Source organism: Arthrobacter sp. 05N429 (genome assembly GCF_056397045.1).
The window spans coordinates 180,936-206,003 of sequence record NZ_JBFTMQ010000002.1; the positions used below are offsets into that span (position 1 = coordinate 180,936).

Genomic DNA, 25,068 nt, shown 5'->3' on the forward strand with positions numbered 1-25,068 from the left:
TGTGCCTTTCAGTTGCGGTGGGGTGGGCAGTGCATGGCAGATCGTTTCGCTACCGTCCGGCCAGGGCCGACCGCACGGCTTGCGCCACGGCCGGCGAATTGGCGGCATCAGAGTGGACGCAGATGCTGGTGAAGTCGATGCTGACGGTTGAGCCGTCCGAGGTTTCCACGAGGCCGTCGTCGAGGACCCGGCGCACGCGCTCGGCAGCCCTGGCAGGGTCTGTGGCCTCGGGCCGGCGCTGGATGATCAGCTGGCCTGCGGGGTTGTAGTTCAGGTCCACATAGAGTTCGCCGACGAACGGCACCCCCATTTCCGCGCAGACGCTTTCGTGCGCTGTTCCCGCGAGCCCGAACATCGGAACTCCGTACAGCGCGGCGACCTTCGCGGCGGACCGCATGAGCTCGGGATCCCGGGAGAGCATCCCGTACAGGGAGCCGTGGGGCTTGATGTGGTTGAGTTCCAGTCCGGCCTTTTTCAGGAAGCCCACCAGCGCGCCCGTCTGGTAGAGGATGATGGACTCGACTTCGGCCGGAGTCAGTTTCATCTCCCTGCGCCCGAACCCGGTCAGGTCCGGCAGGCCGGGGTGCGCACCGATCCGGACGCCGTGCGCCTTGGCCGCGGCCACGGTCTCTTCCATGGTGTCCGGGTCTCCGGCGTGGAAACCGCAGGCCACGTTGGCCACATCGATGATTTCCATCAGGGCCAGGTCATTTCCGAAGCTGTGCAGTCCGAACGCTTCGCCCATGTCCGAATTGATCTCGATGCTGTTTTTTCCGGCACTGTTCTTCCCGGCGGAAGCTGTGACATTGCCCACATTAACATTGTTCATGCGTTCAACATTAGGGACTGCCCCACCCCTTACATAGGGGGCAAATGTCCACTAACTTTGATGGCAAGTGTGCAGTTTGCACACCACCAATTCGGGGCGGCGGCGGACCGGGGAGGCATCATGAGGGTCTCGGACCTGTTGGCGGAGGACGCGCTCCAGCTCAGGCTGCACACACCCTCCACGGCGGAGAGCCTGTCCACGTCCATCAGCTACAGCGCTCCCGCGGAGTTCCTGGATCCCACTCCCTTCCTGGGTGCCAACTGCCTGCTCATCACCCACGGGATCGGCTTCAACTTCTTCGACCAACGGACGTGGGATGCCTACGTCGAGCGGCTGGCCGGCGTCCCTGTCTGTGCCATCGCCTTCGTCACGGGAGTGGCGCACCGGCTGATTCCCAAACCGCTGGTGGAGGCGGCCAAGGCCCACGGGATTCCCCTGCTGGAGGTTCCCAGCGTCGTCCCTGCCCTGCAGCTGCAGCGCTTCGTCACGAGTGTCCTCGAAGCCGAGCGGTTCGCCCTGACCCGGCAGTCGTGGGAGCTGGCCGACCTGTGTGCAAAAGCGGCGCGGTCCGGCGGATCCCTCCGGGCCGTGCTGGCTGAAGTGGCTGCCGCAGCCGGGGGCCAGTGTGCCATCTTTGATACCACCGGCGCCTTGATCAGCTGCTGGCCGGCCGGTTCCCGCTGGAGCGCAGAGGACCTCCGCCGCGACCGGGGAACCCCCCGGTCCAGCTTCGCGCTCCCCACGGGCGGCACGGATCATTTCCAGCTGGTGGTCCGGGGCGGGACAACCGGGGAGCCGCTGGCCACGCTGATCGGACCGGCGTCGTCCATCCTTGCCATGCAGCTCAACAGTGCGTTCAAGGCCAGCGCGCCGCACCAGGCCAAGCTGGAGCGGCTGATGCAGCAGCTGGAGGACTGGCAGGGGGTGGCGCTGAAGGAGCTGACCCGGACCTACCGGGCCACGGGCCTGGACCCGCACGCACCCACATTCCTGGTGGTTGCCGAGCCGGACAAGGCCCAGCTGCCGCATGCCTGGCGGATTCGGCTGGCCGTCCAGGAGCATCTGAACAACGTCCACGTCTTCACCTACCGCGGCGCGATCTACGCTTTGGCCCAGGCGCGCACAGACACCGGGGCGGACTGGGACGCGATCCCGGACCGGCTGCTGGACTCACTCCGGCGCATAGTTCCCGGGCTTCGCCTCGTCATCAAGGGGCCGCTGCGCAGCGTGGATGAGCTTCGGCTCGGCCTCGCCCATGCCCAACGGCTGGTGCGGCAGGTCGGGATGCCCACCATCGCTGCCCCGATGAGCATCGAGTCCCTGGTGCTGGCGACCGCCGGCAGCGGCGCCCACGCCGCTGCGGAGAATCTGCTCGCTCCGCTCCTGGACTACGACCGGGCCAACAACGGCCGGCTGCTCCCCACTCTCCGGGCCTACCTCGAACACGACGCCCAACCGTCCAAGGTCTGCCAGTCGCTGTACATCCACCGGAACACCCTGAGCAAGCGGCTGGCGCTGATGTCGCGGCTTTTGAATGTCCGCCTGGACACCCTGGACGGGCTGACGACCTGCCTGCTGGCCGTCCGGATCACCGACGACGCACCCTGACCACCGTCGGCCCTCTTCTAGCGTCGACAGCGGCTGCCGCGGGCGGGCCCGGAAGCCTACTTGGCGCGCCGCGGCGGGCCGGCGACGAGCCGCGACGGCAGTACGCGCGAAACCGATGTCAGGACCTTGTAGCGCTTGCTGGGGATCGAGACGGCCTTGCCCTTGGCATTGTCTGCCAGGCCCTCGCTGACCACCTGCCGCGCCTCGAGCCACATCCAGCGCGGCGTTACCGTTTTGTCCATGCCCATCCGGTCGTGGAACTCGGTGTGGGTGAAACCCGGGCAGACGGCTGTCACGGTGACACCTTGTTTGGAGTAGGCCAGATTGGCCCAGCGGCTGAAGCTGACAAGCCACGCTTTGGCCGCCGAGTAGCTTCCCCGGGGGAGGAACGCCGCCACACTGGCGACATTGATGATCCTTCCGGAGTGCCGGCTGAGCATGCCCTGCAGCGCGGCATGGGTCAGCTGCATGGCGGTCTCGACGTGCAGTTTGAGGTGCTTGGTCTCGTCCGCGATGTCGTTCTCCGCGAAGGAACGCAGCAGGCCCATCCCGGCGTTGTTGACCAGGATTTCCACCGGACGCGCCGGATCAGTGAGCCGGGCGACGACGGCTGCCACGCCGCCGTCGTCCGCCAGATCCGCGGCGAGAACTTCGGCACGGATGCCGTACCGCTTCTCCAGCTCCTCCGCCGTGGCCTGCAGCCGGGTGGCGTCGCGGGCCACAAGCACCACGTGGTGCCCCTTTTCGGCGAGCTGGCGGGCGAATTCGGCCCCGATCCCGGCGGTTGCTCCGGTGATCAGCGCAGTGGTGTCAGCAGGTGTCGCGGCACGTGAAGTCATGGCGAAAGCCTAACCCCCGGGGCTAAGCCAGAGCCTGCCCGGCGGCCAGTTCGTCCTCCGCCGGGTCGTCCGCAGCGCCCAGGTGCCGGTTCTGCAGCTCCTCGGTGGCCAGCTCGTACCAGGTGTGCGCGCCGAAGGACGGGCTGCTGGTGTCGAGGTGCCGGTAGAGGGCGTCGGCCAGTTGGCCCAAGGCGACGTCGGACAAGGCCCGGACCGTGGAGGCCGGGTCAAGGGTCCCCTCGAAGTAGTCGGCGAGCTCCAGCCCGTTGACGGTGCTGAGCTCGTCAGGAATCGGGCTGCAGGCCCCGTCCAGTCCCGGATTCAGCTTCCCCGGGACGGCGGCGTCCTCGGGGCCGCCGTCGAAAGACTCAGCGAAGGTCTCTGCGGGGACAAGCAGCGGGACCGCCGCGAGCTCTCCCTCGAGGCCGGCGAGGACTTCGCCGCCGGACCCGACGTGCAACAGGCAGATCGGCAGCTCCGCCGGTTCCGCCAAGGTGACGCGGAACGGCTGTTTTCCGGCGGCGGTCCCGTCCGGGGACCCGGCGCCCGGCTCCCCGGCAGCCGCGCTGGCGTCGGCAATGGACCGCAGCTGCAGCAGGATCTCCGGGTCCAGGTGGGACGCGCCGTGAAGGTCGATGACGACATCGGTGCCTGCACCGAGGCGGCCCGCGCGCCGCATGATGTGCAGCAGTGCGGGGAAGTCTGATTGGGTAAGGCAGCCGGTGACTTCGAGGGTCACGTGTCCGGGATCGACATCCACACGGACAAGCACACGCAGTTTATGGTTCACGGGGTTCTCCAAAGGGACACGTCCAAGAGCCAACTGCATAACTCTTGTAGAACTTTACGGCGTTGTTGGTCCGGTCACAAGCAGAGAAACGCCGTCCAGGCGGCCTGCCGAGAGAGCGCGTGCGGTGTCAGGCTCCGGCCGGGGGCCGCTCGGGCCAGTCGATGTATTGGTTGTACGCGTCGTGCTTGCGCAGGTACCGGTACATAAAGGGGCAGTTGGGAATGATCCGCTTGCCGGATGCCACGACGTCGTCCAAGGCGAAGTGGGCCAGCACCTTGGCGAGTCCCTGGCCCTGGAATTTCTCCGCCGTATCGGTGTGGATGAAGTCCACATGCCCCGGCTCGTCGATGAAGCGGATCTGGACGGCCAACTGGCCGCCGACGTGGAGCTCATAGTGGTGCAGCTCATCATTACGGGTTGTGGATACGTTCGGACTGAACGTGTCTTCCGTGGCTGCAGAGTTCTCCGTCATGGTTCGACACTGGCACTTAATGGCGGGTGTGGCAATGGCGGGTCAGATCCGCCGACGCCTGCATCGGACACGAGCTGGGCCGGAATCCGCCCCAGCAGCAGGACGGCGAGCGCGAAGCACGCCGCTCCCCCGCCAAGAAGTGCCAGGGTCAGTCCGTTGAGCGCTGCGTCGGCCACCGGGACAAAGACGACGACGGCGGCCGTCCCCACAGCGGCCGCCGGGCGGGACCGGGCAGTACCGGCCGACGTCGGACGTTCTTCGAGCCGGCCGAACAGTGCCAGCACGGGCAGCAGCAGGCCGATCACGGCCAGCAGCACGAGCGGCCTCCCCCACCACCAGGCGGCGGTTCCGCCTGGCGGCTGCGGAAAGTCGGTCAGCAGCAGCACGCCGGACAGTGCCGCCAGCATGGGCAGGTGCCAGAGGTAGACAGTCATCGACCTCCGTCCGGCCAGCCCAATGAACCGCTGCACCCTCACCAGGGACGCGATCCTGGACAGCACGGGCCGGAAGAGCTGCAGGGCGGCGGCCTGCGAGCACCCGAGGAGCAACAGGGTGAGGTTAGGCGGGTTGAGGTTCACCAGCATGTTCCCGGAGTACAGCCCCAGCCACACGAGCAGCCCCAGGACCAGGTTGCTGCCCAGGATGATGCCCGCCAGCGCGAAGCGCCCGGGGACCAGCGGTCCCCCGTCGGAGAGGAAGAATCCGAGCTGCTGCACGGCGCACCATACGAAGACCATGTTGAGATAGGCCAGCATCGGCATCATCCCCCGCAGGCAGTCCACCGCCACCACCAACGCGGTGAGCCCCGTCAGGGTCAGCCAGGGCGCCCGGGTGTGCAGGCGTGCCAGAAGCGGGAGATTCAGCTGCGCCGCGAGGTAGGCTGCGAGGAACCACAGAGGCATGCCTGCTCCGGAAACCGAGAGCTGGATGACCTGCGGGTCCACCCCGGCCAGCCGTGCCGCCCAGAGCCCGGTGAACATGATCGCCAGCAGGACGGCGGCGGGACGGATGAGCCGCAGCATCCGCGCCTGCATGAAGTCAAAAGTGCTGCCGCCCCGGCCCCGGAGGCGGCGCCAGGACTGCAGGCCGGTGATGCCCCCGACAACGAAGAAGAGCGGCATGACCTGCAGGACCCAGACCACGGGTTCGAACCAGCGCTGGTTGCCGAGGGTGTTGTCGGAGGTCACGGTGCCGTCGGGGTGCAGCACGGGGCTCACCATCATGGTGTGCGACACCACCACGAGTGCAAGGCAGAAGAACCTGGCGAGATCGATCACCAGGTCGCGGTCGGGCCGTACCGCCTGCCCGCTCCCTGCCCGCTGCCGTGGAACCATTGAGCCCCTAAGGAACCTGCCAACGCCCCGCCAGGGCCGTTGGGCGCCAACGCCGCTGTGTTTGCCTCCATTGTCGGCCTTGTCCGGGCACGCGGCCAGTGCCGGCGGGCCTGCTTTTGCGGCGGGTTCAGGCGGTCAGCAACCCCAGCACACCGAGTACGACGGCGAGCAGCGGCGTCGCACCCTGGGTGGCGGCCGCACGGAGGTACTTGCGTCCGCTCAGGGCGAGAACGATCGCGGCCAGGAGCATGGACCCGCAACTGCTGAAGACCAGGGTCCACCCGACCGCGGGGTATCCGAGGGCGATCGCGCCGGTGCCGGCCAATGCGCCGGCGGCGAGGAACAGATTGTAGAAGCCCTGGTTGTAGGCCAGCGGCCGCGTGGTGTCGGCGTCCGCCTGCGAGGCCACACCGAAGCGCTTCCACGTGGCCGGCCGCGTCCAGGTGATGGACTCCATGGTGAAGATATAGACGTGCAGCAGGGCCGCAAGCAGCGCAAAAACGAGGGAGGCCAGGATCATGTTTCTGATCCTAGCCTCCCCCGGTTTCGGAGCGGTTGTGTGGGGTTAGCGCGCGAGTGTGGCCAGCGCCGTGGCCGCGAAAGTCCCGGCGGAGGCGTCCCAATCGGCCAGCAGTCCCTGCAGGTTTTCGCCGTCGCTCCGGCGCTCACCCGTGCGGGCTTCGAGGGTTTCAAGGACGCCGGTGCGCAGCTCGGTGTTGAAGTTGACCTTGCCGACGTTCATGGCGGCGGCCTTGACCAGCTCGGCGGCGGGGATGCCCGAGGCGCCATGCAGCACCAGGGGAACGCGGGTCCGCACCGCGATGTCCTGCAGCACGTCCCACCGCAGCTCCGGTTCGCCCTGGTACCGGCCGTGGACGTTGCCCACGGCCACGGCCAGCAGTTGGGCCCCGGTGCGGGCCACGAAGTCCTCCACCTGCGCGGAGTCGGTGAGTCCGGCCGCCGGGGCGCTGCCCGCGGCGTCGGCCCCGAAGGCCTTGTCCTCGTCGCCGGCCAGGCCGCCGAGTTCCGCCTCGATCACTACGTCCTCAGAGCCTGCACCGCCGGCACCGTCCAGCACAGCGCGCGCCGCCTGGACCAGGGCGATGTTGTCCTCGTACTCCAGCGACGATCCGTCCACCAGGACGGAGTCGGCCCCGGCGGCGACGGCGCCGACGATCACCCCGAGATCGGAGGCGTGGTCAAGCTGTACGGCGACCGGGACAGATGCCGAGTCCGCGAGCCCCCGCAGCGCCGCGATCAGCCGGAGGCCGTTCGGCGTGGCCGCTGTGCTGGGTGAGACCAGCAGGATGGCGCCGCGGCCGGATTCTTCAGCAGCCGCCACTACGGCGAGCGCTGTGGTGAAGTCGTAGCAGGTGAAGGCCGGGACGGCCGATCCCTGCTGGAGGGCTGAAGCGACCAGGTGATCGAGACGGACACGCATCAGGCGCTCAGGCCTCCCACCAGGATCCAGGCCACAAAGGTCAGGGCGAAGCCGGCAAGGCCAAGGATGGTGGTGAGCACGGTCCAGGTCCTGAGGCCGTCCGAGACGGTCAGTCCGTAGTACCGAACCACGGTCCAGAAACCGGCGTCGGTCACATGGGAGAGCCCGAGGGCGCCGAAGCCGATCGCGATGACGATCACGGCGGTTTGCGCCGGCGTGTAGCCGCCGGCAGTGACAGCGGACGTGAGCAGCCCCGCCGTCGTCACGATGGCCACGGTCGCGGAACCCTGCGCGGCACGGAGGGCCAGCGAGATGATGAAGCCGAGGACGATCAAGGGCAGGCCCAGCTGGTCCAGGGTCTCCGACAGCGCCGCTCCGATGCCGGAGGTGCGCAGCACTTCGCCGAACACGCCGCCGGCTGCGACCACCATAAGGATGGAGGCGATGGGCGGGAGTGCGCCTTCGAAGATCTCGCCGGTCTCGCGCAGCGACCACTGGCGGCGGACTGCCAGCAGGAAGAAGGAGAGGAAGACGGCGACCAGCAGCGCGAAGAAGGGGTTGCCGACGAACGCTGCCACGCCATACCAGTAGCTCTCTTTGTCGATCGTCAGGGTGCCGACGGTGCCGAGAAGGATCTGGAAGATCGGGGCGGCAATGAGGAAGATGATCAGGCCGGGCCGGGGAGGCGCGACGACGTGGTGGTCCTTGCCCTCGTGGCCTTCGTGGATGATGTCCTTGGAGCCGAACTCGTCGAGCTGGGCCTTCACTCCGGGCAGGAGCTCGTAGTCCTTGCGGTTCATGATGGACGCCACCCAATAGGACAGGAAACCCAGCGGGATGCAGATGGTCAGCGAGATGAGCGTGATGAGGCCGATGTCCGCGCCGAAGACGCCGGCACCGGCCACGATGCCCGGGTGCGGCGGTACGGCCACGTGGATGGCCAGCATGATGCCGGCCATCGGGAGGCCGAACTTGATGGGGTGCACGTTGGCGATCTTCGCGAAGGCGTAGACGATCGGCACCAGCACGATGACGCCGACCTCGAAGAACACGGGGATGGCGACGAGGAACCCGACGCCGGTGAGGGCGACGGCGACGCGCTTGGCGCCGAGCTTCGCGGTGAAGTGGTCAGCGAGCGATTGCACGCCGCCGGAAACCTCGATCATGCGGCCGAGGATCGCGCCGAGCGCGATCAGCAGGGCGACCTTGCCCATGGTGCCGCCGACACCGGTGGCGACCACCGTGAAGACGTCTTTCAGCGGGATCGTCGACGCCACGGCTACCAGGATGCTGACCGTCAGCAGCGCCACAAACGCCTGGATCTTGAAGCGGATGATCATGACCAGCAGAATCGCAATGCCGACGGCGGCGATGGTCAGCAGCAGCGGAGTGCCGAGCTGCACGGCCGGTTTAATGGGCGCGACGTCGGCCGCCCGCACCATCAAAGAGTTGATCAGGGGGTTCATCTGGGGGTGTCTCCTTTGACGTCACTGTAGCCAGTGACCGGGTGTTTCGCCGACGACGGCGGAAAGGGGGGATCCGCCGTCGTCGAGTTTGGGGAATCTGGGGTGGTGCGGGCTCAGGCGGTGCGCTTGGTGGGGGCGACGACCTTGATGACGGCGGAGTCGTCGGCGGCGGCGAGCCCCTGGGCCTGGCCCAGGAGGTAGAGCTGCTCGGCGGCGGCGGCCACCGGGGCGGCGAGGCCCGCGGCGCGGGTGGCCTTGCCGACGATGCCCATGTCCTTGACGAAGATATCCAGGCGGCTGAGGACCTCGGCGCCGTCTTCGGTGTACGCCTCCAAGATGCGGGGGCCGCGGTTGGAGAGCATAAAGGAACCGGCGGCACCGGCTTCCAGGGCCGCGAGGGTCTTGGCCTGGTCCAGGCCGAGGGCGTCCGCGAGGGCCATTGCCTCGGCCGCGGCGGCGATGTGGATGCCGCAGAGCAGCTGGTTCACGGTTTTGAGGGCCTGGCCGTCGCCGGGCTTGTCGCCCACGACGGTCAAGGTGGAGGCGAGCAGTTCCAGGACCGGGCGGGCCGTTTCCAGCGCCTGCGGTTCGGCGCCGACAACGATCAGCAGGTCCCCTTCGCCGGCACGCTTCGGCCCGCCGGAGAGCGGGGCGTCAACCAGGGAGACGCCGAACTCCGCGAGACGGGCGACGGTGGCCGGAATGGCTTCGGTGCCCACGGTGCTGCCGAGGATCACGACGGCGCCCGGCTTGAGCACGGAGGCGACGCCGTTTTCGCCGAAGAGGACGTCGTCCAGCTGTTCCCCGTTGCGCACGGCCAGCAGCAGCGCGTCGGCGCCCTCGGCCGCCTCACGGGCGGAGGAGAAGGTCTTGATGCCGGCTTCTTCGGCGAGTTTCAGGCGCGGCTCGGCGATGTCGAAGCCGTGGACGGTCAGCTGGGTTGCCAGCCGGGCAGCCATGGGCAGACCCATGGCGCCCAGGCCGAGGACGGTGACTTTGTAATTCATGGTTTTCTCCGTTGAAATCTGGATTTCGGGGGGCAGGCTAGAAAGTGTTGCTGAGTTTGCGGGTGACCTGGGCCAGGGATTCGTCGTCGCCCACGTTGCCGGCGAAAACGATGTACGGGATGCCCTTGGCGGGTCCGTCCACCGGCTCCCACAGGCTGACGATGCCCGGCAGCATGGGGCCGCGAACGATCGCGTGGCGGATTTCCAGGCCGTGGGCGGCCACGTCCGAGGAAGTGATGCCTCCCTTGGCGATGACAAAGCGCGGCGGGAACGTCTTCAGGGTCCGGTTCACCACTGCGACGACGGCGGCGGACACCGTGCGGGCAATCCGCAGGCTTTCGGCGGTGTCGTCCGTTTTGATGAGCAGCCTGCTGGTGTGGAGGATGACGTCGGCGCTGTGGAGGGACTCCACAACCTCCCCGACGATCCCGGCCAGGTAGCCCTCGGAGTCTCCGCCGAGCAGCTGTTCGACGTCGATCTCCACGATGCGGGCGGCGCTGTGCTGTTCGACGAGGGCCTTGAGCTGGCGGGTGGTGACACCGACGTGCGAGCCGACGACGATCAGGCCGCCGGCGCCGGAGGGCGTGTTGCCCGCGTAGGCCTCCTCGCCGCTGAGCGCGGGTCGGATCTCCTGGCCGATACGGCCACGGACGAACGGCGGGCCCACCCGGTAGAGCAGCTTCTTGCCGCGGCGTTCGGCTTCCTCGAGGCCCAGGGCGAGGGCGCGGAGATCGTTTTCGGTCACGATGTCGGCCACGATCGGCGTGGAGTCGGCAGCGGAGTCGATGGCGTCGGCGATCGCCTTGGCAGAGATCTGGGGATCGCCGTCCGGGCCGGCGGCGCGGATGATGTTCAGGTCAAGCACGATCACCGAATCCGCCGGGAACCGGCCCCCGGACTTCTCTTCCACGTACTTCGCCAGTTCGGAGTTGGCGAAGCCGAAGCTCGCATCCCGGGCGAATTCGGTCTCGGCCACCGGGGTGAGTTTTCCGGCATCCTCGCCGGTGCCGCGCATGTAGTGCACGCCGCCGATCGTCACGCGTCCGGCGTCGGGGAAGGCGGGGACGATCACGACGCCGTCCGTCGCTTCGCCGCTGACGGCGGCGATGGTCGCCGCGATGGTGTCCGGTTCCAGCGGGTAGTGGCCGCGGAGGGTGGAGTCGCTGCGGCTGACGAACGCGAGTCGAAGCCGGGAACTATTGGAACCGGCACCTTCGGATTCGAGGGCGGCCGCCGCAAGGGCGTTCCGGACCACTTCCTCGTTCCGGGCGGCCGCTTCGGCGGGGTCCAGGCTCCGGGTGTTGGTCAAGACGTAGACGGCGTCCTGGCGGCGGCCGTCGATGCGGTGGTTGAAGGCCCACGTGAAGTCGGCTACGTCCCAGCGGGTGAGGACCGGCAGGTCGGCGACGGACTGCGTGCCGGTCGGGTCGTCGTCGAGCACAACCAGGATGCGGGGGGACGACTCGGACGAGGCTTCGAGGGCACCAGCCACCGTCCGTGCGGGGATTTGGACCTCTGCCGGGAAGGCGGCCAGCACATCTGATTCGAAAAGCTCTGGTTCAAAGGGCACTTGCACTCCATTGTGGGAAAGTCTGCTGCGTTTGGGATTATTTGTAAGATGTCTGACATCTAACATTTGAATGCTAGTGTGGCATACGGCACAAAGACGCGCAAGTAGACTTGTCCATCAGGCAACTCGGTGACGGCGAATGGGGAAAATTGGCTAGGAAATCGCTGGTCGGCGTCGTCGCTGACGAACTGCTGGACCGCATTATTGCCGGCGAATTCCCGCCCGGCGCGTCCGTCCCCGGCGAGCTGGAGCTGAGCGCCCGCCATGAGGTGAGCCGCATGACGGTCCGCGAGGCGATGAAGACCCTCGAAGCCCAGCAGATCCTCAGCGTGGAGCGCGGCCGGGGGACGTTCGTCAACCCGCTGAGCCGCTGGGCCTCCCTGGAGGCGGTACTCAGGGCGGCCTCGGAGGGAAAGAATGACGCGGCGGCCGCCGTTCAACTGATCGAGCTGCGCCGGATGCTGGAGTCGGGCGCCTGCGAGCTGGCCGCCGGCCGGATCAGTGATGCCGACCTCAAGACCCTTTCCGGGCAGCTGGAATCAATGCGCGCGGCACATGAAAAGCACGATGTGGCCGCGTTCGTGGCCGCGGACCTGGCGTTCCACGACCTCATCCTGCGCGCCGCGGAAAATGTTTTTGTGGCCGTCCTGTTCGCCCCGCTGCACCGGGTGCTGGAGAAGCGGCGGACCCAGACGTCAGAGGTGCGCGAAATCCAGGCGCACGCGATCGGCCATCACCAGAAAATTGTGGATGCGCTGGCGACGCGTGATCCGCGCCAGGCGCGGGATGCGATGGACGCCCATATGCAACAGACGCTGGACGACCTCAAGACCTTTGTCCTGGCGGACCGACAGGCCTGACTGGGCGGCCCGATTGGGCCGGCTGACTGGCCGGCGCCGGACAGCGCCCGGCCGGCTCCGCCGATGCCGCGCCAGGTCAGGGCTCAGCCGGAGCTCAGGCGAGCGAGAGGAAGAGCTTCTCAAGTTCGGCCCGGTCCAGGCTGGGGTCCTCCTGCTGCATGCACTGCTGCAGGCCCGTGGCGATGATCGAGAATCCGGCCCGGTCCAGGGCGCTTGAAACAGCAGCCAGCTGGGTGACGACGCTCTTGCAGTCGCGGCCCTCTTCGATCATGCGGGTGACGGCGGCGAGCTGCCCCTGGGCGCGGCGAAGCCGGTTGATAACAGGCTTCATGTCGGCGGGATCGAGTTCCATTTGTTCCTCCGGGATCATCAGGGTTCTATTCATGATATACCCCCCGACGTATTTTCAATACCCCGCGGGGTATGATGTCACCTCCGCCCCAGGCTCCAATAGCCATGCGCCCCCTCGGGCGGAGGGGGCGCAATTGGATGCCGCGGTTCCGGACTAGACAGCCGTATAGCCGCCGTCGATCGGGATGGTCGCGCCGGTGATGAACTTCGCTTTGTCGCTCGCGAGGAAGGTGATGAGGTCGGCCACTTCCTGGGCCTCCCCTACGCGACCGGCCGGGTGCAGATTTGCGTACTGCTCGAGGGTCGGCTCGTCGATGAGAGGGGTCCGGATGACGCCCGGGGCCACCGCGTTCACACGGATGCCCTCCTTGGCGTACATCGTCCCGGCGGCGCGGGTCATGTTCACGACGCCGCCCTTCGAGGCCGAGTAGGCGATGTTGTTCGAGACGGCTACGAGGCCGAACATCGAAGCGAGGTTGACAACGACGCCGCCGTTGCCCTGTTTGAGGAACTGCTCGATGACGTACTTGTTGGTGTAGAACACGCCCGAGTAGTCGATGCCATTGGTGCGCTCCCAGTTTTCGACAGTCGATGTGACGACGTCGCCCTCGCCGCCGACACCCGCCGAGGCGACAGCAATATCCACGCTGCCGAATTCCTCCACCGTCTTCGCGACGGCGGCTTCAACGCTCCCGGCCTTCGAGACGTCGCCCTGGAAGAACTTCGCACCGATCTCGTCGGCCACTTCCTGCGTCTTGGGGTTGAAGTCGAAGATCATGACCTTCGCACCTTCGGCGATGAAGGTCTTTGCGGTAGCGAGACCGAGACCCGATCCGCCGCCGGTGATGAATGCGACCTTGTTCTCGAGCTGCATGAGTCAGTCCTATCTATGAGCGATTTGCGGTCACCGTCCTCTCGGTGTTCCGCGATGCGCATCTATATGCGTATGCATATAGCTTGGCACCAATACTTGAAAAGTCAACCAATGTGCGCCGACTCACAGGCTTCGCCCTCGGGGCGCTGGCCGCGCACGCCGGCCCCGCGGCGGCGTCGGATACCACGCCTCCCGCTAGGGACCTTAGGACCTAGTGAAACTAGAATTTTCGGCGTATTGCTGGGAGTGTGAACGCCGCCGGTTTCCTGGATCCTGGCGCCGGCTGGGCCGGCGGACGGGGCCCCGCGCCGGGGCAGGGCCGGAGGCAGGCCGCTCCATGGAACAGAACCGCGGGGCTGTGGAGCCGATATGTCGCCATGGGGGATTCCTTCACGGCGGGCCTCGGTGACCCGGAACCGCTCAGTCCGGGCGGCATGAGGGGTTGGGCCGACCGCATCGCCGAGGAGCTCAGCGAAGGCAGGGCGGACTTCCGCTACGCCAACCTCGCCGTCAATGGCCTCGTCCTGCGGCAGGTCCTTGACCAGCAGCTCGGGCCAGCGATCGCGCTGAAGCCGGACCTGGTCACCCTCTCCGCCGGCGGAAACGACCTTGTCTTCCACCGGAGCGACCCTGACCGGCTGGCGGCCACCCTCGACGCAGCCGTGGGCATGCTCAGCGCCACCGGCGCCACCATCGTGCTGTTCACCGGTCCGGACTGGGGCGACACACCGCTGCTGGGCCATAACCGGGGCCGGGTCGCCGTGTTCAACGAGAACATCCGGACCATCGCCGCACGCCACCACGGCGTGATCGCCGATCTTTGGGCCTTGCGGCAGCTTTCGGACCCGCGGATGTGGGATCCCGACCGCCTGCACTTTTCGCCAATCGGGCACCACACCATCGCTGCCATGGTGCTGGAGTCCCTGGACGTCCCCCACACCCTGAGGCCGCTGGAACCCAAGCCCATGCCCGCAGCGAGCTGGCGGGACAGCAAAGCCGGAGACCTCGCCTGGTTCACCAACTACCTGCTTCCCTGGATGGTCAGCCGCGTCCGGAAACGGTCCGACGCCCCGCCGCGGACGGCTAAGCGTCCCGAGCCGGGCCCGGTCTACGGATCCTGAAGCCCTGCATTCTGAGGCGCTGCCTCCGGCCCCTAGTCCCGTCGCGATCTGTCGGCTAATCTGCAGGAACGGCCCACCGCCGGGTCTCGATGGCGATCACGAGGAGCGAAGTTGTCTAATCACACTTACAGCATTTCTGAAATTGTCGGAACGTCGAACGACGGCGTTGACGCCGCCGTCCGCAACGGCATCGCCGAGGCCGCCAAGACCCTGCGGAACCTGGACTGGTTTGAAGTCAAGGAAATCCGCGGACACCTCGAAAACGGCGAGGTGGCCGACTGGCAAGTGACCATCAAGCTCGGGTTCCGGCTGGAACGGTAGCCTCCGACGCCGCCCCGCACGCCCAGCCTTCGCAGGACCATCGCGTGCAGTACACGCAACTCGGCCGCTCGGGCCTGAAAGTCTCCAGGATTTGCCTCGGAACCATGAACTTCGGCCCAAAGACCGAAGAGGCGGATGCCCATGCCATCATGGACTCGGCACTGAGTGCGGGCATCAACTTCTTCGACACCGCCAACGTCTACGGCGGTAGCGGCCACCGGGGCCGTACGGAGGAAATCCTTGGACGATGGTTCGCCACCGGCGGCCAGCGGCGTGAACGGACCGTGCTGGCGACCAAGCTCTACGGCACCATGACGGACCGGCCCAACGAGTCGCGGCTTTCCGCATTGAACATCCGGCGCGCCCTCGACGCGAGCCTGAGGCGGTTGCAGACGGACTACATCGACCTCTACCAGTTCCACCACGTGGACCGGGCCACGCCGTGGGACGAAATCTGGCAGGCGATCGACGTCGCGGTCCAGCAGGGAAAGATTCTTTATTCGGGCAGCAGCAACTTTGCCGGCTGGCAGATCGCGCAGGCGCAGGAGGCTGCCTCGCGCCGCCACACCTACGGCCTGGTCAGCGAGCAGTCCATCTACAACCTGCTGACCCGCAACGTCGAGCTGGAGGTCATCCCGGCCGCGCAGCAGTACGGGCTCGGGCTGATGCCCTGGTCGCCGTTGCAGGGCGGGCTGCTGGGCGGCGTGCTGAAGCCAGGGCGCGACGGCGTGCGCCGCACCGAGGGCCGGTCCCTCGAAACCCTCAAGAAGCACCAGGACCAGATCCGCCAATACGAGGATTTCACCCGGGAAGTGGCACGGGAACCGGGGGACGTCGCCCTGGCGTGGCTGCTGCACCAGCCGGCCGTGACCGCCCCGGTGGTTGGCCCCCGAACCCAGGACCAGCTCGACTCAGCCCTGCGCGCCCTTGACCTGGCGCTCGAGCCCGGCGCGTTGCAGCGGCTCGATGACATTTTCCCTGGATACCGGACAGCACCGGAGGACTACGCGTGGTGACCCCCCGAAAATATCGAGATCGGCGGATGGCCAGCCACGGAGGGAGGAGAGCTGCAACCAGCCACAAATAGGGGCTTAAGACCCCGCGGCAGCCGCGGCGAGGAGAATTCCATTCCTCCCGAATGGCTCTTTGATACTAAGCATGATTAGTATTGGGGGAAGAAGGATGTAGCGCACCCGGCAACCCGGGTGCCTCCTCAATGAAGAAGAAGGAACGATAAAAATGGGTTTTTTCGCATTTCTGATTCTGGGCCTCATCGCCGGCGCAATCGCTAAGGCGATCCTCCCGGGCAAGCAGGGCGGTGGCATTCTCATCACGCTGCTGCTCGGCGTCGTCGGCGCCATTCTTGGCGGCTGGATTGGCGGACTGCTCTTCAACACGGGCATCAACGAGTTCTTCTCGCTGTCGACCTGGCTCCTGGCCATCGGCGGTGCGATCATCGTCCTGCTCGTTTACGGCATGATCACCAAGCGTTCGGCCCGCTAAAGCCAACGCGACCGGAAACCGGTCCCGGGATTTATCCCGGGGCCGGTTTTTTGGCACACGGCCCCCACCACTTTTATTACCCAGCACCATCGAGGAACAGGAGTACGGCATGAAAGGCAAACTTCTTTTCGGAGCAGGAATCGCGGCAGGCTACGTTCTCGGGTCGCGGTCCGGACGGGCTGCCTACGAGAAGCTCAAGGCACGGGCGGCAGCCCTCTGGGAAAGCCAGCCGGTCCAGGACAAGGTGGCCGCGGCCACCCAGACTGTGAAGGAAAAGGCCCCCGAGGTGTCCGAACAGCTGGGCGAAGCCGCCCGGCGGGCCGGGACGGTCATCGGTTCCGCGGTCCGCCATGACACGTCCTCCACAGGGCCGGCGGGCAAGGCGAACGACGGCGGCACCACGGCTCCCGGCGGCGGCATCCCCGCGCACAGCACCCATCCGGAGACCGTCAACCTCGGGACCTCCACCGCGTCCGACGTCGAGTCGGACCCGGCACTGAACGACCAGCATGGCCAGGACTGGTCGGATGAAGGCGGAGCCACCAGCGCCGGAGCCGCTACCAACGTCGACCCCGACAAGCTGCCCTAGCTGTACTGCCCAAGCCGTTCCGGCTACGAGGGCACACCCGGCACGGGTGTGCCGATGACGACCGTGGCGTCCAGCTCCTCGGAGCTGGCCACCCGGGCCGTCAGGCCGCTGCGGATGAAAAGATCCATGGTCTGCGGCGCCTGCCGCCGGCTTGTTTCGATCAGCAGGTGGCCGCCGGGGGCCAGCCATTCCGGCGCCCCGGCCGCCACCAGCCGTTGCACCTGAAGCCCGTCTTCACCGCCGTCGAGGGAAACCCTCGGCTCGTGGAGGCGGGCTTCCTGCGGCATGGTGCCGATTTCGGCGGAGGGAACATACGGGGCGTTGACGGCGAGGACATCGACCCGTCCGCGCAGCCGCTCCGGGAGGGGCCCGTAAAGATTCCCTTGGTGGACCTCACCGCCGCGCGGCACGATGTTGCGGACCGCGCACTGCACGGCGGCCTCGTCGACGTCGGAGGCGTGAAGCTGCACGGGACCGGCCAGCGCCGCGAGCGCGGTCCCCACCGCCCCGGAGCCGCAGCAGAGGTCGACGACGACCGGCGCCCGTCCGGCGCCGCCGGATGTGCCCAGGAGCCGCGCGGCCTCACGGACCAGGAACTCGGTGCGGCGGCGGGGCACAAAGACTCCAGTGTCCACTTGGATCCGGAGTCCGCAAAACTCCGCCCAGCCGAGGAGGTGCTCGAGGGGCAGGCCGGTAACCCGCTGCTCCACGAGCGCGTCGAGGTGATCCGGCGTGGCTGCGGCCTCGGCCAGCAGCCGGGCCTCCTCCTCGGCGAAGACGCAGCCGGCCGCACGGAGCCTCTTGACGATATTGCGCCGCTTAATGACGGTGGGCCGGGGCGCGGGAGGGGCCGTCATGCCGAGGATCCCCTTCCGTTAGCGGTGCCGGAAATCTCATGCTACCGAAGTGGCAGGACGGCACCTCAGGACATGCCCATTCGCCGCACCCAGAACTGGACATAGCACCACTATGTCCAACCCTCGAAGCGGCAGGAGGGCATGTCCTTCGGGGGCGCCGGCCGATGGACATGCCGCGAACCACTGACCGCGGGACATGCCCATCCGCCGCACCCAGAACTGGACATAGCACCACTATGTCCAACCCTCGAAGCGGCAGGAGGGCATGTCCCGGGCGGCGGATTCGCCACGGCCCTCAGCGCCCCGAGCCGGCCCAGTCCAGCAGGCGGTCCAGAGGCCACGTGCTGACGATCCGCTCCGCCGGCACGCCGCTGCGTTCGGCCCGTTCGGCACCGTACTGCAGGAAATCGAGCTGCCCCGGGGCGTGAGCGTCGCTGTTGACGCTGAACAGGCAGCCGGCGTCGAGGGCCACCTCAATCAGGGCGCCGGGCGGGTCCTGGCGTTCGGGCCGTGAATTAATTTCAACGGCTACGTTGTGCTCCGCACAGGCAGCGAAGACCGCTTCGGCGTCGAACTCCGACGCCGGGCGTGTGCCCCTGCCGCCTTGAACCAGGCGGCCGGTGCAGTGGCCGAGCACGTTGGTGTGCGGGTCCGTGATGGCGCCGAGCATCCGGCGGGTCATGGTGCGCTTGTCTGAGCGAAGCTTCGAATGCACGCTGGCGACGACGATATCCAGCCGGTCCAGCATCTCCGGGGTCTGGTCCAGGGTACCGTCCTCAAGGATGTCGACCTCGATGCCCCGCAGGAGGCGGACGCCGCCGCCGTCGGCGTTGATCTCTTCGACAATGGCGAGCTGCTCCGCGAGGCGCCCGGCACTCAATCCGTTGGCGATCTTGAGATTGGGCGAATGGTCCGTCAGGGCAAGGTACTCCCGGCCCAGGATCCTGGCGGCGTCCAGCATCGCCTCAATCGGGGATCCGCCGTCGGACCAGTCGCTGTGGCTGTGCAGGTCACCGCGAAGCGCGGCCAGCAGCTCGTGCCCGCCCGGCACCAGCGGCCGGGCTCCCCGGCTTCGCAGTCCGCCCAGGTACTCCGGAACTTCGCCGTCGAGCGCCTGACTGATGACCTGGAAGGTCCGGTCGCCGATCCCTTTGGTCCGCTTCAGCCGGCCATCGCGGGCCCGGGCGGCCAGTTCTTCGGCCTCGAGGCCGGCGATGATCCCGGCGGCTTTCCGGAACGCCTGGATCTTGAACGTCGGCGCGAGCTCGCGTTCGAGCCAGAAGGCAATCTCATTGAGCGCGTCGACGGCATCCATGGCACCATCTTGCACCCCGGCCGGGGTGCCGGGGACCCCCGGGGCGTCGGAATGTCGCGGCGTTTTGGGCAGCGGTGCCTTCGTTCTGAGAGACTTGTCCCGGCCGGGGCCTGATCCGGTGGGGAACTACGCCGGCGGTCCACGGGGAGGGCTAGCCTGGCAGCTGGGAATCTTCAGAATTATGGTGCTGCTCGACCGGTCTACGCTCATGGTGGTCTTCGCCGTGATGACGCTGACCATGCTGGTCCTGTTCTACTTCGACACCTACCGCAAGAGCCGGGCTCCCTTCGCCGGGTGGTGGTGCTGGGCTGTCGCTTCCTTTTTCGTGGCCGCCGTCCTGTACTTCCTGGGCGAGGTACAGGCAGTCGGCTGGGCCACGAGCCTTGGCAACGGTGTGATGGTGCTTGGCTCGGGCTGCGTCTGGGCCGGCACCCGGTCGCTGGCCGGCCGGCGGGTCCGGCCCGGGCTTTTCGGGTTCCCGGCAACGGCGGCTGTCGCCGTTGACGCCGTCGTCCGTTATTCAGAAAACGCCCGGATCGGCAGCGTTGTGCTCCTGGCGCTGATGGGCACCGCGATCGGTCTGGCGTCCATGGAACTGTGGCGCGAGCGGGAAGAGTCCTGGCACCTTGTCCGGTCCCTCGCCGTCGCGACGGCCGGCTGTGCCGCGTATTACCTGAGCCGGACAGTCGGGCTGGCCGTGCTTGGCCCGGCGGATCCGCTGTTCCAAGTGCTCTTCGGCACCGGCGTGACCCTGCTGATGGCCATGATCCTGTTGGTGGTGGTCTCCTCCAGCATCACATCGCTGAACTACGCCCGCCGCACCGAGGACCTGCAGGAGCTGGCCTACCGCGACGGGCTGACCGGGCTGCTGAACCGCGGGGAATTCATGCACCAAGCCAACCGCCGGCTCCGGGCCAACCTCGCGGCCGGCGTCGACACGGCGGTTGTGATGGCGGACCTGGACCGGTTCAAGGCAGTCAACGACCGTTTCGGACATGACGCGGGCGACGGCGTCATCCGGGCTTTCGCCGATGCCTGCCGCTCGGCCGTGCGGGACGCTGACCTGGTGGGCCGTTACGGTGGCGAAGAATTCGCACTGCTGCTCGACGGCGCCGACGCCGAGGAGGGCGTCCGGATCGCCGACCGGATCAACGCCTCGCTGGCCGAAAACAGCTCCCTGCCCGACGGCATGGACGCGCCGACGGCGAGCTTTGGCGTGGTTGACTCGCGCGACCGGAACGCGGGGCTGCAGCGCCTCCTCCGGGAAGCGGACCGGGCCCTGTATGAGGCCAAGGCGGCAGGCCGCAACCGGGCGGTCATCGGATTCACCGGGGCGGGCACCCAGACAGGCTGAGCCCGAAGCTTGAGCAGCCTTGAGCCTGAGCCGCCCGGCAGCTCAGGATGCGCGCGGAAGCTTTGCTGCGAGCCTGCCGGCCGCGGCAGCCGAAGGCCGAGCCGCGGGATCCATGGCGGTCATGGCGGCCAGCAGCGATACCCAGGCCGCACCGAGGCCGGCCGGAATCGCGGGATCGCGAAGGGTCCGCGCCACCAGGGATTCCACCGGGGTTCCCGGGAACGCCTTGGCCCCGGTGAGGCACTCCAGCAGCACTAGTCCCAGGGAGTAGATGTCGCCGGGCGCGCCGGGATGCCGGCCTGCGGCCTGCTCAGGGCTCATGTAGTGCACGGTGCCGGAGGAATCCCCCGGCTCCAGCTCGGTGCCGGCCGGGGTGGCGATGCCGAAATCGGCGATCCGGACCGCGGAACGCCGCAGTTCACTCAGCAGGATGTTCGCGGGTTTGATGTCCCGGTGGACCAGGCCCCGCACATGGACGTGTGCCAACCCGGACAGCGCCGCCTCAGCCCAGCGGGCCACGTCGCCGGCGGCTGCAGCGCCGTTGCGGATCCGCTCGGCGAGGCTTCCGCCGTAGGCATACTCCTCAACGAGGAACGGGCGGCCCGCCCACTGGTCATCTGCCGGGACGATGCCCTCGGCGATGAAGGTGACGACAGCGGGGTGGTCCAGCGAAGCCAGGATGCGCGCCTCGGCGTGGATCCGTTCCGCCTGCCGCGGGTCAGGGCCTTCGGCGACTTTAATCGCAACGGGCCTTCCGTCGTGCAGGTCCGTCCCGCGGAACACCGTCGCGGTTGCACCCCGCCCCAAGAGCTCATGGACGACGAAACGCCCCGAGGGGGCGTCCGGAAGCGCCAGCACTCTGGCATCGAGTCCGGCAGAAATGACCGCAGGGGCGGTGACCGCGGGCCGTTCCGCCAAGACCACAGTTGAGGGCGGGGTCACCGGCTGAGCTCGGACAGGATGCCGGACGTATGCACTATGCCGTCCAGCTGGAAGCCGCAACCGCAGCGCCAGACCGGCGGCAACTCTGCCGCGGCATCGACCGGCGCGAAGGAGTACACGGAAATGGTGGCCGCGGCCGGGGCTTTCCACTCCATTGGCACCCCGCAGTGGCTCGGTGTGGCCTGGGCCTGCGCGGGCGGAAGAACGGCGGGTGCCATCTGAGCCACGGCGCCGCCGGAAAAGCTAATATCAGACATAGTTGGTAAGCATACATATAACTAGTCAGGCTAGCTAGTTGACGCCGGTTAATCTCCGCCATGGGCTGGCGGCTCCGCGATGGCTTCACTCATACGCCTCAGGAACCTGACTATGGTCCTCGCTTCCTCGTTGCTGAGACTCTCCGCGACAGTCATCATTCTGCGGTGCATCTCCCCCAGGGTGGCGCGGACCTCTGCATCCGCAGCCGCCGTGGGGACGATCACCAGCGAGCGCCGGTCCGTGGGGTGCGGCTCGCGGCGGACATGTCCACTGCTCACCAGCCGGTCGATCAACGAGGTGGTGGAGGCCGTGGTAATTCCCAGCACGCGGCTAAGGTCTTTGGGTCCCGCCTGCTCGCCCGCGGCCTGGGCGCGCAGCAGGTACCTCAACGCCAGAAGGTCCGTCTCGCCCATTCCCATGTTGTCCCTGGTGGAGCGCCGCCGGGCGACTTCCACGATGCGGTACTCACGCAGGGCCTGGAGGACGGCGCCGGGCGGGTCAAGGCCGTCGTCGGGCCCATACCAATACCCGGAACCGGAGGGGCTGTTCGCGTTCATCCGGCAATCCTAGCCCAACTGATTACTAGTTAATCTTGCTATCGCGAGGGCGGCGAGGTACCGCCAGGTCCTGGTAAAGCGGAGTTGCCCGCGGTGAGCTGAGCCCCGGCCTCTACCAGCTGGCACCGGGCTCGTAAGTCCCGGCGCTCCACTCCTGACCTTCGGGGTCAAGCACTCTTGCCCTGCGCGTGCCCCACTCAGTCTCTTCCGGCGTGATCACGGCACTCCCCCACCCGACAAGGCTTTCCGGTAGAAGTCATCAACGTCATCGACCAGGATATAGAGGCCTCCGCCCGTGGATCTGCCGATCAACTGAAGCCGGACGCAAAAGACCCCCGGTTCCCTGCAATTGCAAGGAACCGGGGGTATCCACTCTTCGCTAAAAGAGTGGGCCCTGTGGGGATCGAACCCACGACCCACGGATTAAAAGTCCGATGCTCTACCAACTGAGCTAAAGGCCCCAGCCGATGCCCTGAAACCGCGGATGAATCCGCTGTTTTAGGGCCGATCAGCCCAGTCCATTTCTGGACGTTAATACTGTACCCCAGACCGCGGCTGGTTTTTCGCACGGGCGGGGACGCCGCCGTCGTGCGCGCCGGGCGGGTGTCCGGCGCCGGCCCGTCCGTCGGCTCCGCGCCGTCTCCGTCCTGCGGGCCGTATGCTCGATTCCCCGACGGCACTGGAGTAGCGTGGTGGCATGAGCGAGCAAGCAGGATCCAGCGCCCCCGGACCGCACCGGCACCACAAGCCGAAGGCCTTCGCCCCCATCGACTTTGAGCCCTTCGCGGGCGGAGCCGACCCTGCCCGCATCTCCGAGGCCGCCCATCTCGCCGCGCAGGCACTCGTGCGCCGCGGACGCGACAGCGATGACCCCGTTGTGACCAAACGGCTCGTGAAGCTCGCCGACGAACAGGGTCTGGAGGCCATCGCCGAAATGTGGGCCGAAAGCCCCGCACGCTCCCTCCCGGGAGCCCTCTGGCGCCTGTACGCCCTCCGGGCCGCCACCATCCAGGACCCCGAGCGGATCTCCGTGTACTTCAGGGCCGGCAAGGACACCGCCCAGGTCTCGCATGTGGTGGCCGGCGCCGCCGAACCTCCCGGAGCGGACGAGATGAAGTCGATGGCGGACGCCATCCTCTCGGGCGCGTTCGACGGCGATTTCGACGTCGCGCTGGAACGTTCCGCCGCGTTCTGCCGTGTAGTGGCGTTGGGCCAGGCCACCCTCGCCGACGGCGCCGAACACGGCAACGAGAATCACGCGAGCAAGCTCACGCGCAATTCGCATCTCCTCGTGAAGACCGCCGAGGACCTCGAGCACGCCGCCAACGCGTGGCGGTTGGGCGAACTGGACTGAGCCCCGTGGCATGCCGCCGGACCCCCGGTACGCATGCCGCCTGCGGACTGTCAATGTTGACTTGTCCCCAACCACGTAGAAAACTAAAAGCGGTGCCGAACCGCGAAACCCCCGGGCTTCAACATTTAGCCGCCTAGAGCGGCCTACCGCCGAGAGGCGTATCCGGTTCGGCACCATTTTCATGCCCTCTTTGCCCGGCTGCCACTGGCACGATCGGGCCGTCATGCTCGTCCTCAGCGAACATCAGCCTGGAACTTCCGGTCGCGTCGTGAAGTGGCAGCGGCGGTGACTGCCGCGGCCCCGGCGGCAGCGGCCATGGCATACGCCATGGCGGTGTACGTGCCGAACCACCCAGCCAGCAGCGGACCTGCGGCCGGGGCGATAGCAGTAACAGCCGTGAGTGGGGCCGCGAAGACCCCCTGCAGGGCGCCGAGGTCCTGGCTTCCCCACCGATCCCCCACGACCGTGGCCTGCAGCAGGGTCTGGCATCCTCGGACTGCGCCGGCCAGCATTCCCGCGGCGATCAGTACCGGCGCCGGGCCGGGCAGGGCAGCCAACAAAAGGACGGCGGTGGCACCGGCCCCGGTGATAACCTGCAGCCGGACGCCGGCAGGGATGGAGCCGAACAGCAGCCTGCCGCCGACCTGGCCTGCGCCCACCAGACCCAGCCCCAGCGCGGCCGTGGCGTAATCGGCGCCTTTTTCGGTCAGCAGGGGGATGATGTTCAGCGTCACGGTGTAGAGACCGAGGCACAGCAGGACCATAAGGGCCTGCAGGCCGAGGAATTCAGGGCTGCGTCGGGTGGCGCGGACACGTCTCCGCGCCGGGGCGGCCGGTTCCTTGTGCGGGGTCCGGAGCCAGGACCTGTTGAGGTAGCGGGCGTGCAACGGCACGGTGACCAGGCCCAACAGTCCGGCGAGGACCAGGAACGTGACCCGCCAGCCGAGCCAGCCGCTGAGGGCGGCAGTGGCGGGGGCGAAGATGGTGGACGCGAATCCGGCGACGAGGGTCAGGACGGTCAGCGGCCGGAGGCGGGCGGGTCCGTACCAGCGGCTGACAACGGTGAATGCAGGTTGGTAGAGGACCGCTGCCTGCGCGGTGCCGGCCAGCACCCAGGCCGCAAAGAATACGGGCAGGTTTGGTGCCAATGCGACCACGGCCAGGGCCAGCACCCCCACAAGGGATCCGCCGATCATCAGTGCGCGCGGCCCGGTCCTGTCCAGGATCCTGCCCACGAAAATGCCTGCCACCGCCGAGACCAGCAGGCCGGTGGAAAACGCCCCCGTCACCAGTGCCGGGTCCCAGCCGGTGTCCTCGCTTATGGGCCGGACCGCCGCGATCAAGGCGTAGTAGAGCGCTCCCCACCCGGTGGTCTGGGTGATGCACAGCGCGGCGAGGCCACCGCGCGGTGCCCCCTCCGCGGCGAGGATCCGGGTGGGAGCGGGCGCGGGCACGG

Annotated in this window: 27 protein-coding genes and 1 tRNA gene; 9 read left to right on the forward strand and 19 right to left on the reverse strand. The window is 67.5% G+C overall.

Features of this window, described 5'->3' with window-relative positions; translation table 11 throughout:
• Positions 1 to 49 precede the first annotated feature (49 nt).
• The gene (gene pxpA / locus AC1DF4_RS04695; RefSeq protein ID WP_476911781.1) at positions 50 to 829 is read right to left on the reverse strand and encodes a 5-oxoprolinase subunit PxpA; all 780 of its coding nucleotides are present in this window, start codon (positions 827 to 829) and stop codon (positions 50 to 52) included.
• Positions 830 to 949: 120 nt separating this feature from the next.
• Between pxpA and AC1DF4_RS04700 the strand changes: the two genes are divergently transcribed.
• Entirely contained in the window at positions 950 to 2,437 is a 1,488-nt protein-coding gene (locus AC1DF4_RS04700; RefSeq protein WP_476911782.1) for a helix-turn-helix domain-containing protein, read from the forward strand.
• 56 nt (positions 2,438 to 2,493) lie between these two features.
• On the opposite strand, the gene AC1DF4_RS04705 is transcribed toward AC1DF4_RS04700, so the two are convergent.
• The 9 genes from AC1DF4_RS04705 to AC1DF4_RS04745 form a co-directional block, all read right to left on the reverse strand.
• On the reverse strand, positions 2,494 to 3,276 hold the full coding sequence (locus AC1DF4_RS04705; protein WP_476911783.1) for an SDR family NAD(P)-dependent oxidoreductase: 783 nt from the start codon (positions 3,274 to 3,276) through the stop codon (positions 2,494 to 2,496).
• A 22-nt stretch (positions 3,277 to 3,298) separates the two neighbouring features.
• Positions 3,299 to 4,066 (reverse strand): hypothetical protein, encoded by a 768-nt coding sequence (locus AC1DF4_RS04710; RefSeq protein ID WP_476911784.1) that lies wholly within the window; start codon positions 4,064 to 4,066, stop codon positions 3,299 to 3,301.
• Between the two features lie 127 nt (positions 4,067 to 4,193).
• Entirely contained in the window at positions 4,194 to 4,538 is a 345-nt protein-coding gene (locus tag AC1DF4_RS04715; RefSeq protein WP_476911785.1) for a GNAT family N-acetyltransferase, read from the reverse strand.
• Positions 4,535 to 5,872: an acyltransferase family protein gene (locus AC1DF4_RS04720; protein WP_476911786.1), complete on the reverse strand. Its 1,338-nt coding sequence runs from the start codon at positions 5,870 to 5,872 to the stop codon at positions 4,535 to 4,537. Before AC1DF4_RS04720 ends, AC1DF4_RS04715 begins: the two co-directional genes overlap by 4 nt.
• A gap of 127 nt (positions 5,873 to 5,999) precedes the next feature.
• Positions 6,000 to 6,392: a DUF1304 domain-containing protein gene (locus AC1DF4_RS04725; RefSeq protein WP_476911787.1), complete on the reverse strand. Its 393-nt coding sequence runs from the start codon at positions 6,390 to 6,392 to the stop codon at positions 6,000 to 6,002.
• 45 nt (positions 6,393 to 6,437) lie between these two features.
• Positions 6,438 to 7,313: a class II fructose-bisphosphate aldolase gene (locus AC1DF4_RS04730; protein ID WP_476911788.1), complete on the reverse strand. Its 876-nt coding sequence runs from the start codon at positions 7,311 to 7,313 to the stop codon at positions 6,438 to 6,440.
• A complete protein-coding gene (locus tag AC1DF4_RS04735; RefSeq protein ID WP_476911789.1) occupies positions 7,313 to 8,779 on the reverse strand; it encodes a GntP family transporter in 1,467 nt (488 codons plus the stop codon). The genes AC1DF4_RS04730 and AC1DF4_RS04735 overlap by 1 nt, the downstream gene beginning before the upstream one ends.
• A gap of 113 nt (positions 8,780 to 8,892) precedes the next feature.
• Positions 8,893 to 9,786, reverse strand: coding sequence for an NAD(P)-dependent oxidoreductase (locus AC1DF4_RS04740; protein ID WP_476911790.1), 894 nt, complete (start codon positions 9,784 to 9,786; stop codon positions 8,893 to 8,895).
• 37 nt (positions 9,787 to 9,823) lie between these two features.
• Positions 9,824 to 11,356: a four-carbon acid sugar kinase family protein gene (locus tag AC1DF4_RS04745; protein ID WP_476911791.1), complete on the reverse strand. Its 1,533-nt coding sequence runs from the start codon at positions 11,354 to 11,356 to the stop codon at positions 9,824 to 9,826.
• Between the two features lie 149 nt (positions 11,357 to 11,505).
• Here AC1DF4_RS04745 and AC1DF4_RS04750 point away from each other — a divergent pair, with 149 nt between their 5' ends.
• The gene (locus AC1DF4_RS04750; RefSeq protein WP_476911792.1) at positions 11,506 to 12,216 is read left to right on the forward strand and encodes a FadR/GntR family transcriptional regulator; all 711 of its coding nucleotides are present in this window, start codon (positions 11,506 to 11,508) and stop codon (positions 12,214 to 12,216) included.
• Between the two features lie 94 nt (positions 12,217 to 12,310).
• Here the strand turns inward: AC1DF4_RS04750 and AC1DF4_RS04755 are convergent, their stop codons facing one another.
• Together AC1DF4_RS04755 and AC1DF4_RS04760 are read right to left on the reverse strand one after the other, a co-directional pair.
• Positions 12,311 to 12,568 carry a metal-sensitive transcriptional regulator gene (locus AC1DF4_RS04755; RefSeq protein ID WP_028270603.1) on the reverse strand — a complete coding sequence of 86 codons (258 nt, stop codon included), beginning with the start codon at positions 12,566 to 12,568 and terminating at the stop codon, positions 12,311 to 12,313.
• A 153-nt stretch (positions 12,569 to 12,721) separates the two neighbouring features.
• Complete coding sequence (locus AC1DF4_RS04760; RefSeq protein WP_476911793.1) at positions 12,722 to 13,441, reverse strand: SDR family NAD(P)-dependent oxidoreductase; 720 nt, start codon at positions 13,439 to 13,441, stop codon at positions 12,722 to 12,724.
• A gap of 377 nt (positions 13,442 to 13,818) precedes the next feature.
• Between AC1DF4_RS04760 and AC1DF4_RS04765 the strand changes: the two genes are divergently transcribed.
• The 5 genes from AC1DF4_RS04765 (at position 13,819) to AC1DF4_RS04785 (ending at position 16,975) form a co-directional block, all read left to right on the forward strand.
• Positions 13,819 to 14,562, forward strand: a complete 744-nt coding sequence (locus AC1DF4_RS04765) for an SGNH/GDSL hydrolase family protein (RefSeq protein WP_476911794.1) — start codon at positions 13,819 to 13,821, stop codon at positions 14,560 to 14,562.
• A gap of 111 nt (positions 14,563 to 14,673) precedes the next feature.
• Positions 14,674 to 14,883: a dodecin gene (locus AC1DF4_RS04770; protein WP_476911795.1), complete on the forward strand. Its 210-nt coding sequence runs from the start codon at positions 14,674 to 14,676 to the stop codon at positions 14,881 to 14,883.
• A gap of 44 nt (positions 14,884 to 14,927) precedes the next feature.
• A complete protein-coding gene (locus tag AC1DF4_RS04775; RefSeq protein ID WP_476911796.1) occupies positions 14,928 to 15,899 on the forward strand; it encodes an aldo/keto reductase in 972 nt (323 codons plus the stop codon).
• Positions 15,900 to 16,122: 223 nt separating this feature from the next.
• Positions 16,123 to 16,386, forward strand: a complete 264-nt coding sequence (locus AC1DF4_RS04780; RefSeq protein ID WP_476864283.1) for a GlsB/YeaQ/YmgE family stress response membrane protein — start codon at positions 16,123 to 16,125, stop codon at positions 16,384 to 16,386.
• Positions 16,387 to 16,495: 109 nt separating this feature from the next.
• A complete protein-coding gene (locus AC1DF4_RS04785; protein ID WP_476911797.1) occupies positions 16,496 to 16,975 on the forward strand; it encodes a hypothetical protein in 480 nt (159 codons plus the stop codon).
• A gap of 23 nt (positions 16,976 to 16,998) precedes the next feature.
• On the opposite strand, the gene AC1DF4_RS04790 is transcribed toward AC1DF4_RS04785, so the two are convergent.
• Both AC1DF4_RS04790 and AC1DF4_RS04795 read right to left on the reverse strand, forming a co-directional pair.
• Complete coding sequence (locus tag AC1DF4_RS04790) at positions 16,999 to 17,832, reverse strand: putative protein N(5)-glutamine methyltransferase (RefSeq protein ID WP_476911798.1); 834 nt, start codon at positions 17,830 to 17,832, stop codon at positions 16,999 to 17,001.
• A gap of 295 nt (positions 17,833 to 18,127) precedes the next feature.
• Positions 18,128 to 19,147 carry a PHP domain-containing protein gene (locus AC1DF4_RS04795; protein WP_476911799.1) on the reverse strand — a complete coding sequence of 340 codons (1,020 nt, stop codon included), beginning with the start codon at positions 19,145 to 19,147 and terminating at the stop codon, positions 18,128 to 18,130.
• 181 nt (positions 19,148 to 19,328) lie between these two features.
• Here AC1DF4_RS04795 and AC1DF4_RS04800 point away from each other — a divergent pair, with 181 nt between their 5' ends.
• On the forward strand, positions 19,329 to 20,501 hold the full coding sequence (locus tag AC1DF4_RS04800) for a GGDEF domain-containing protein (RefSeq protein ID WP_476911800.1): 1,173 nt from the start codon (positions 19,329 to 19,331) through the stop codon (positions 20,499 to 20,501).
• A gap of 42 nt (positions 20,502 to 20,543) precedes the next feature.
• On the opposite strand, the gene AC1DF4_RS04805 is transcribed toward AC1DF4_RS04800, so the two are convergent.
• From AC1DF4_RS04805 to AC1DF4_RS04820, 4 genes are all read right to left on the reverse strand, one after another.
• Positions 20,544 to 21,419 carry a serine/threonine-protein kinase gene (locus AC1DF4_RS04805; protein ID WP_476911801.1) on the reverse strand — a complete coding sequence of 292 codons (876 nt, stop codon included), beginning with the start codon at positions 21,417 to 21,419 and terminating at the stop codon, positions 20,544 to 20,546.
• 20 nt (positions 21,420 to 21,439) lie between these two features.
• Positions 21,440 to 21,700, reverse strand: a complete 261-nt coding sequence (locus tag AC1DF4_RS04810) for a hypothetical protein (protein ID WP_476911802.1) — start codon at positions 21,698 to 21,700, stop codon at positions 21,440 to 21,442.
• A gap of 48 nt (positions 21,701 to 21,748) precedes the next feature.
• Entirely contained in the window at positions 21,749 to 22,258 is a 510-nt protein-coding gene (locus AC1DF4_RS04815) for a MarR family winged helix-turn-helix transcriptional regulator (RefSeq protein WP_476911803.1), read from the reverse strand.
• A 388-nt stretch (positions 22,259 to 22,646) separates the two neighbouring features.
• Positions 22,647 to 22,719, reverse strand: a tRNA-Lys gene (locus AC1DF4_RS04820).
• Between the two features lie 236 nt (positions 22,720 to 22,955).
• On the opposite strand from AC1DF4_RS04820, the gene AC1DF4_RS04825 reads away from it, so the two are divergent.
• Positions 22,956 to 23,612 carry a hypothetical protein gene (locus tag AC1DF4_RS04825; RefSeq protein WP_476911804.1) on the forward strand — a complete coding sequence of 219 codons (657 nt, stop codon included), beginning with the start codon at positions 22,956 to 22,958 and terminating at the stop codon, positions 23,610 to 23,612.
• A gap of 233 nt (positions 23,613 to 23,845) precedes the next feature.
• On the opposite strand, the gene AC1DF4_RS04830 is transcribed toward AC1DF4_RS04825, so the two are convergent.
• Complete coding sequence (locus AC1DF4_RS04830; RefSeq protein WP_476911805.1) at positions 23,846 to 25,066, reverse strand: MFS transporter; 1,221 nt, start codon at positions 25,064 to 25,066, stop codon at positions 23,846 to 23,848.
• Positions 25,067 to 25,068 lie beyond the last annotated feature (2 nt).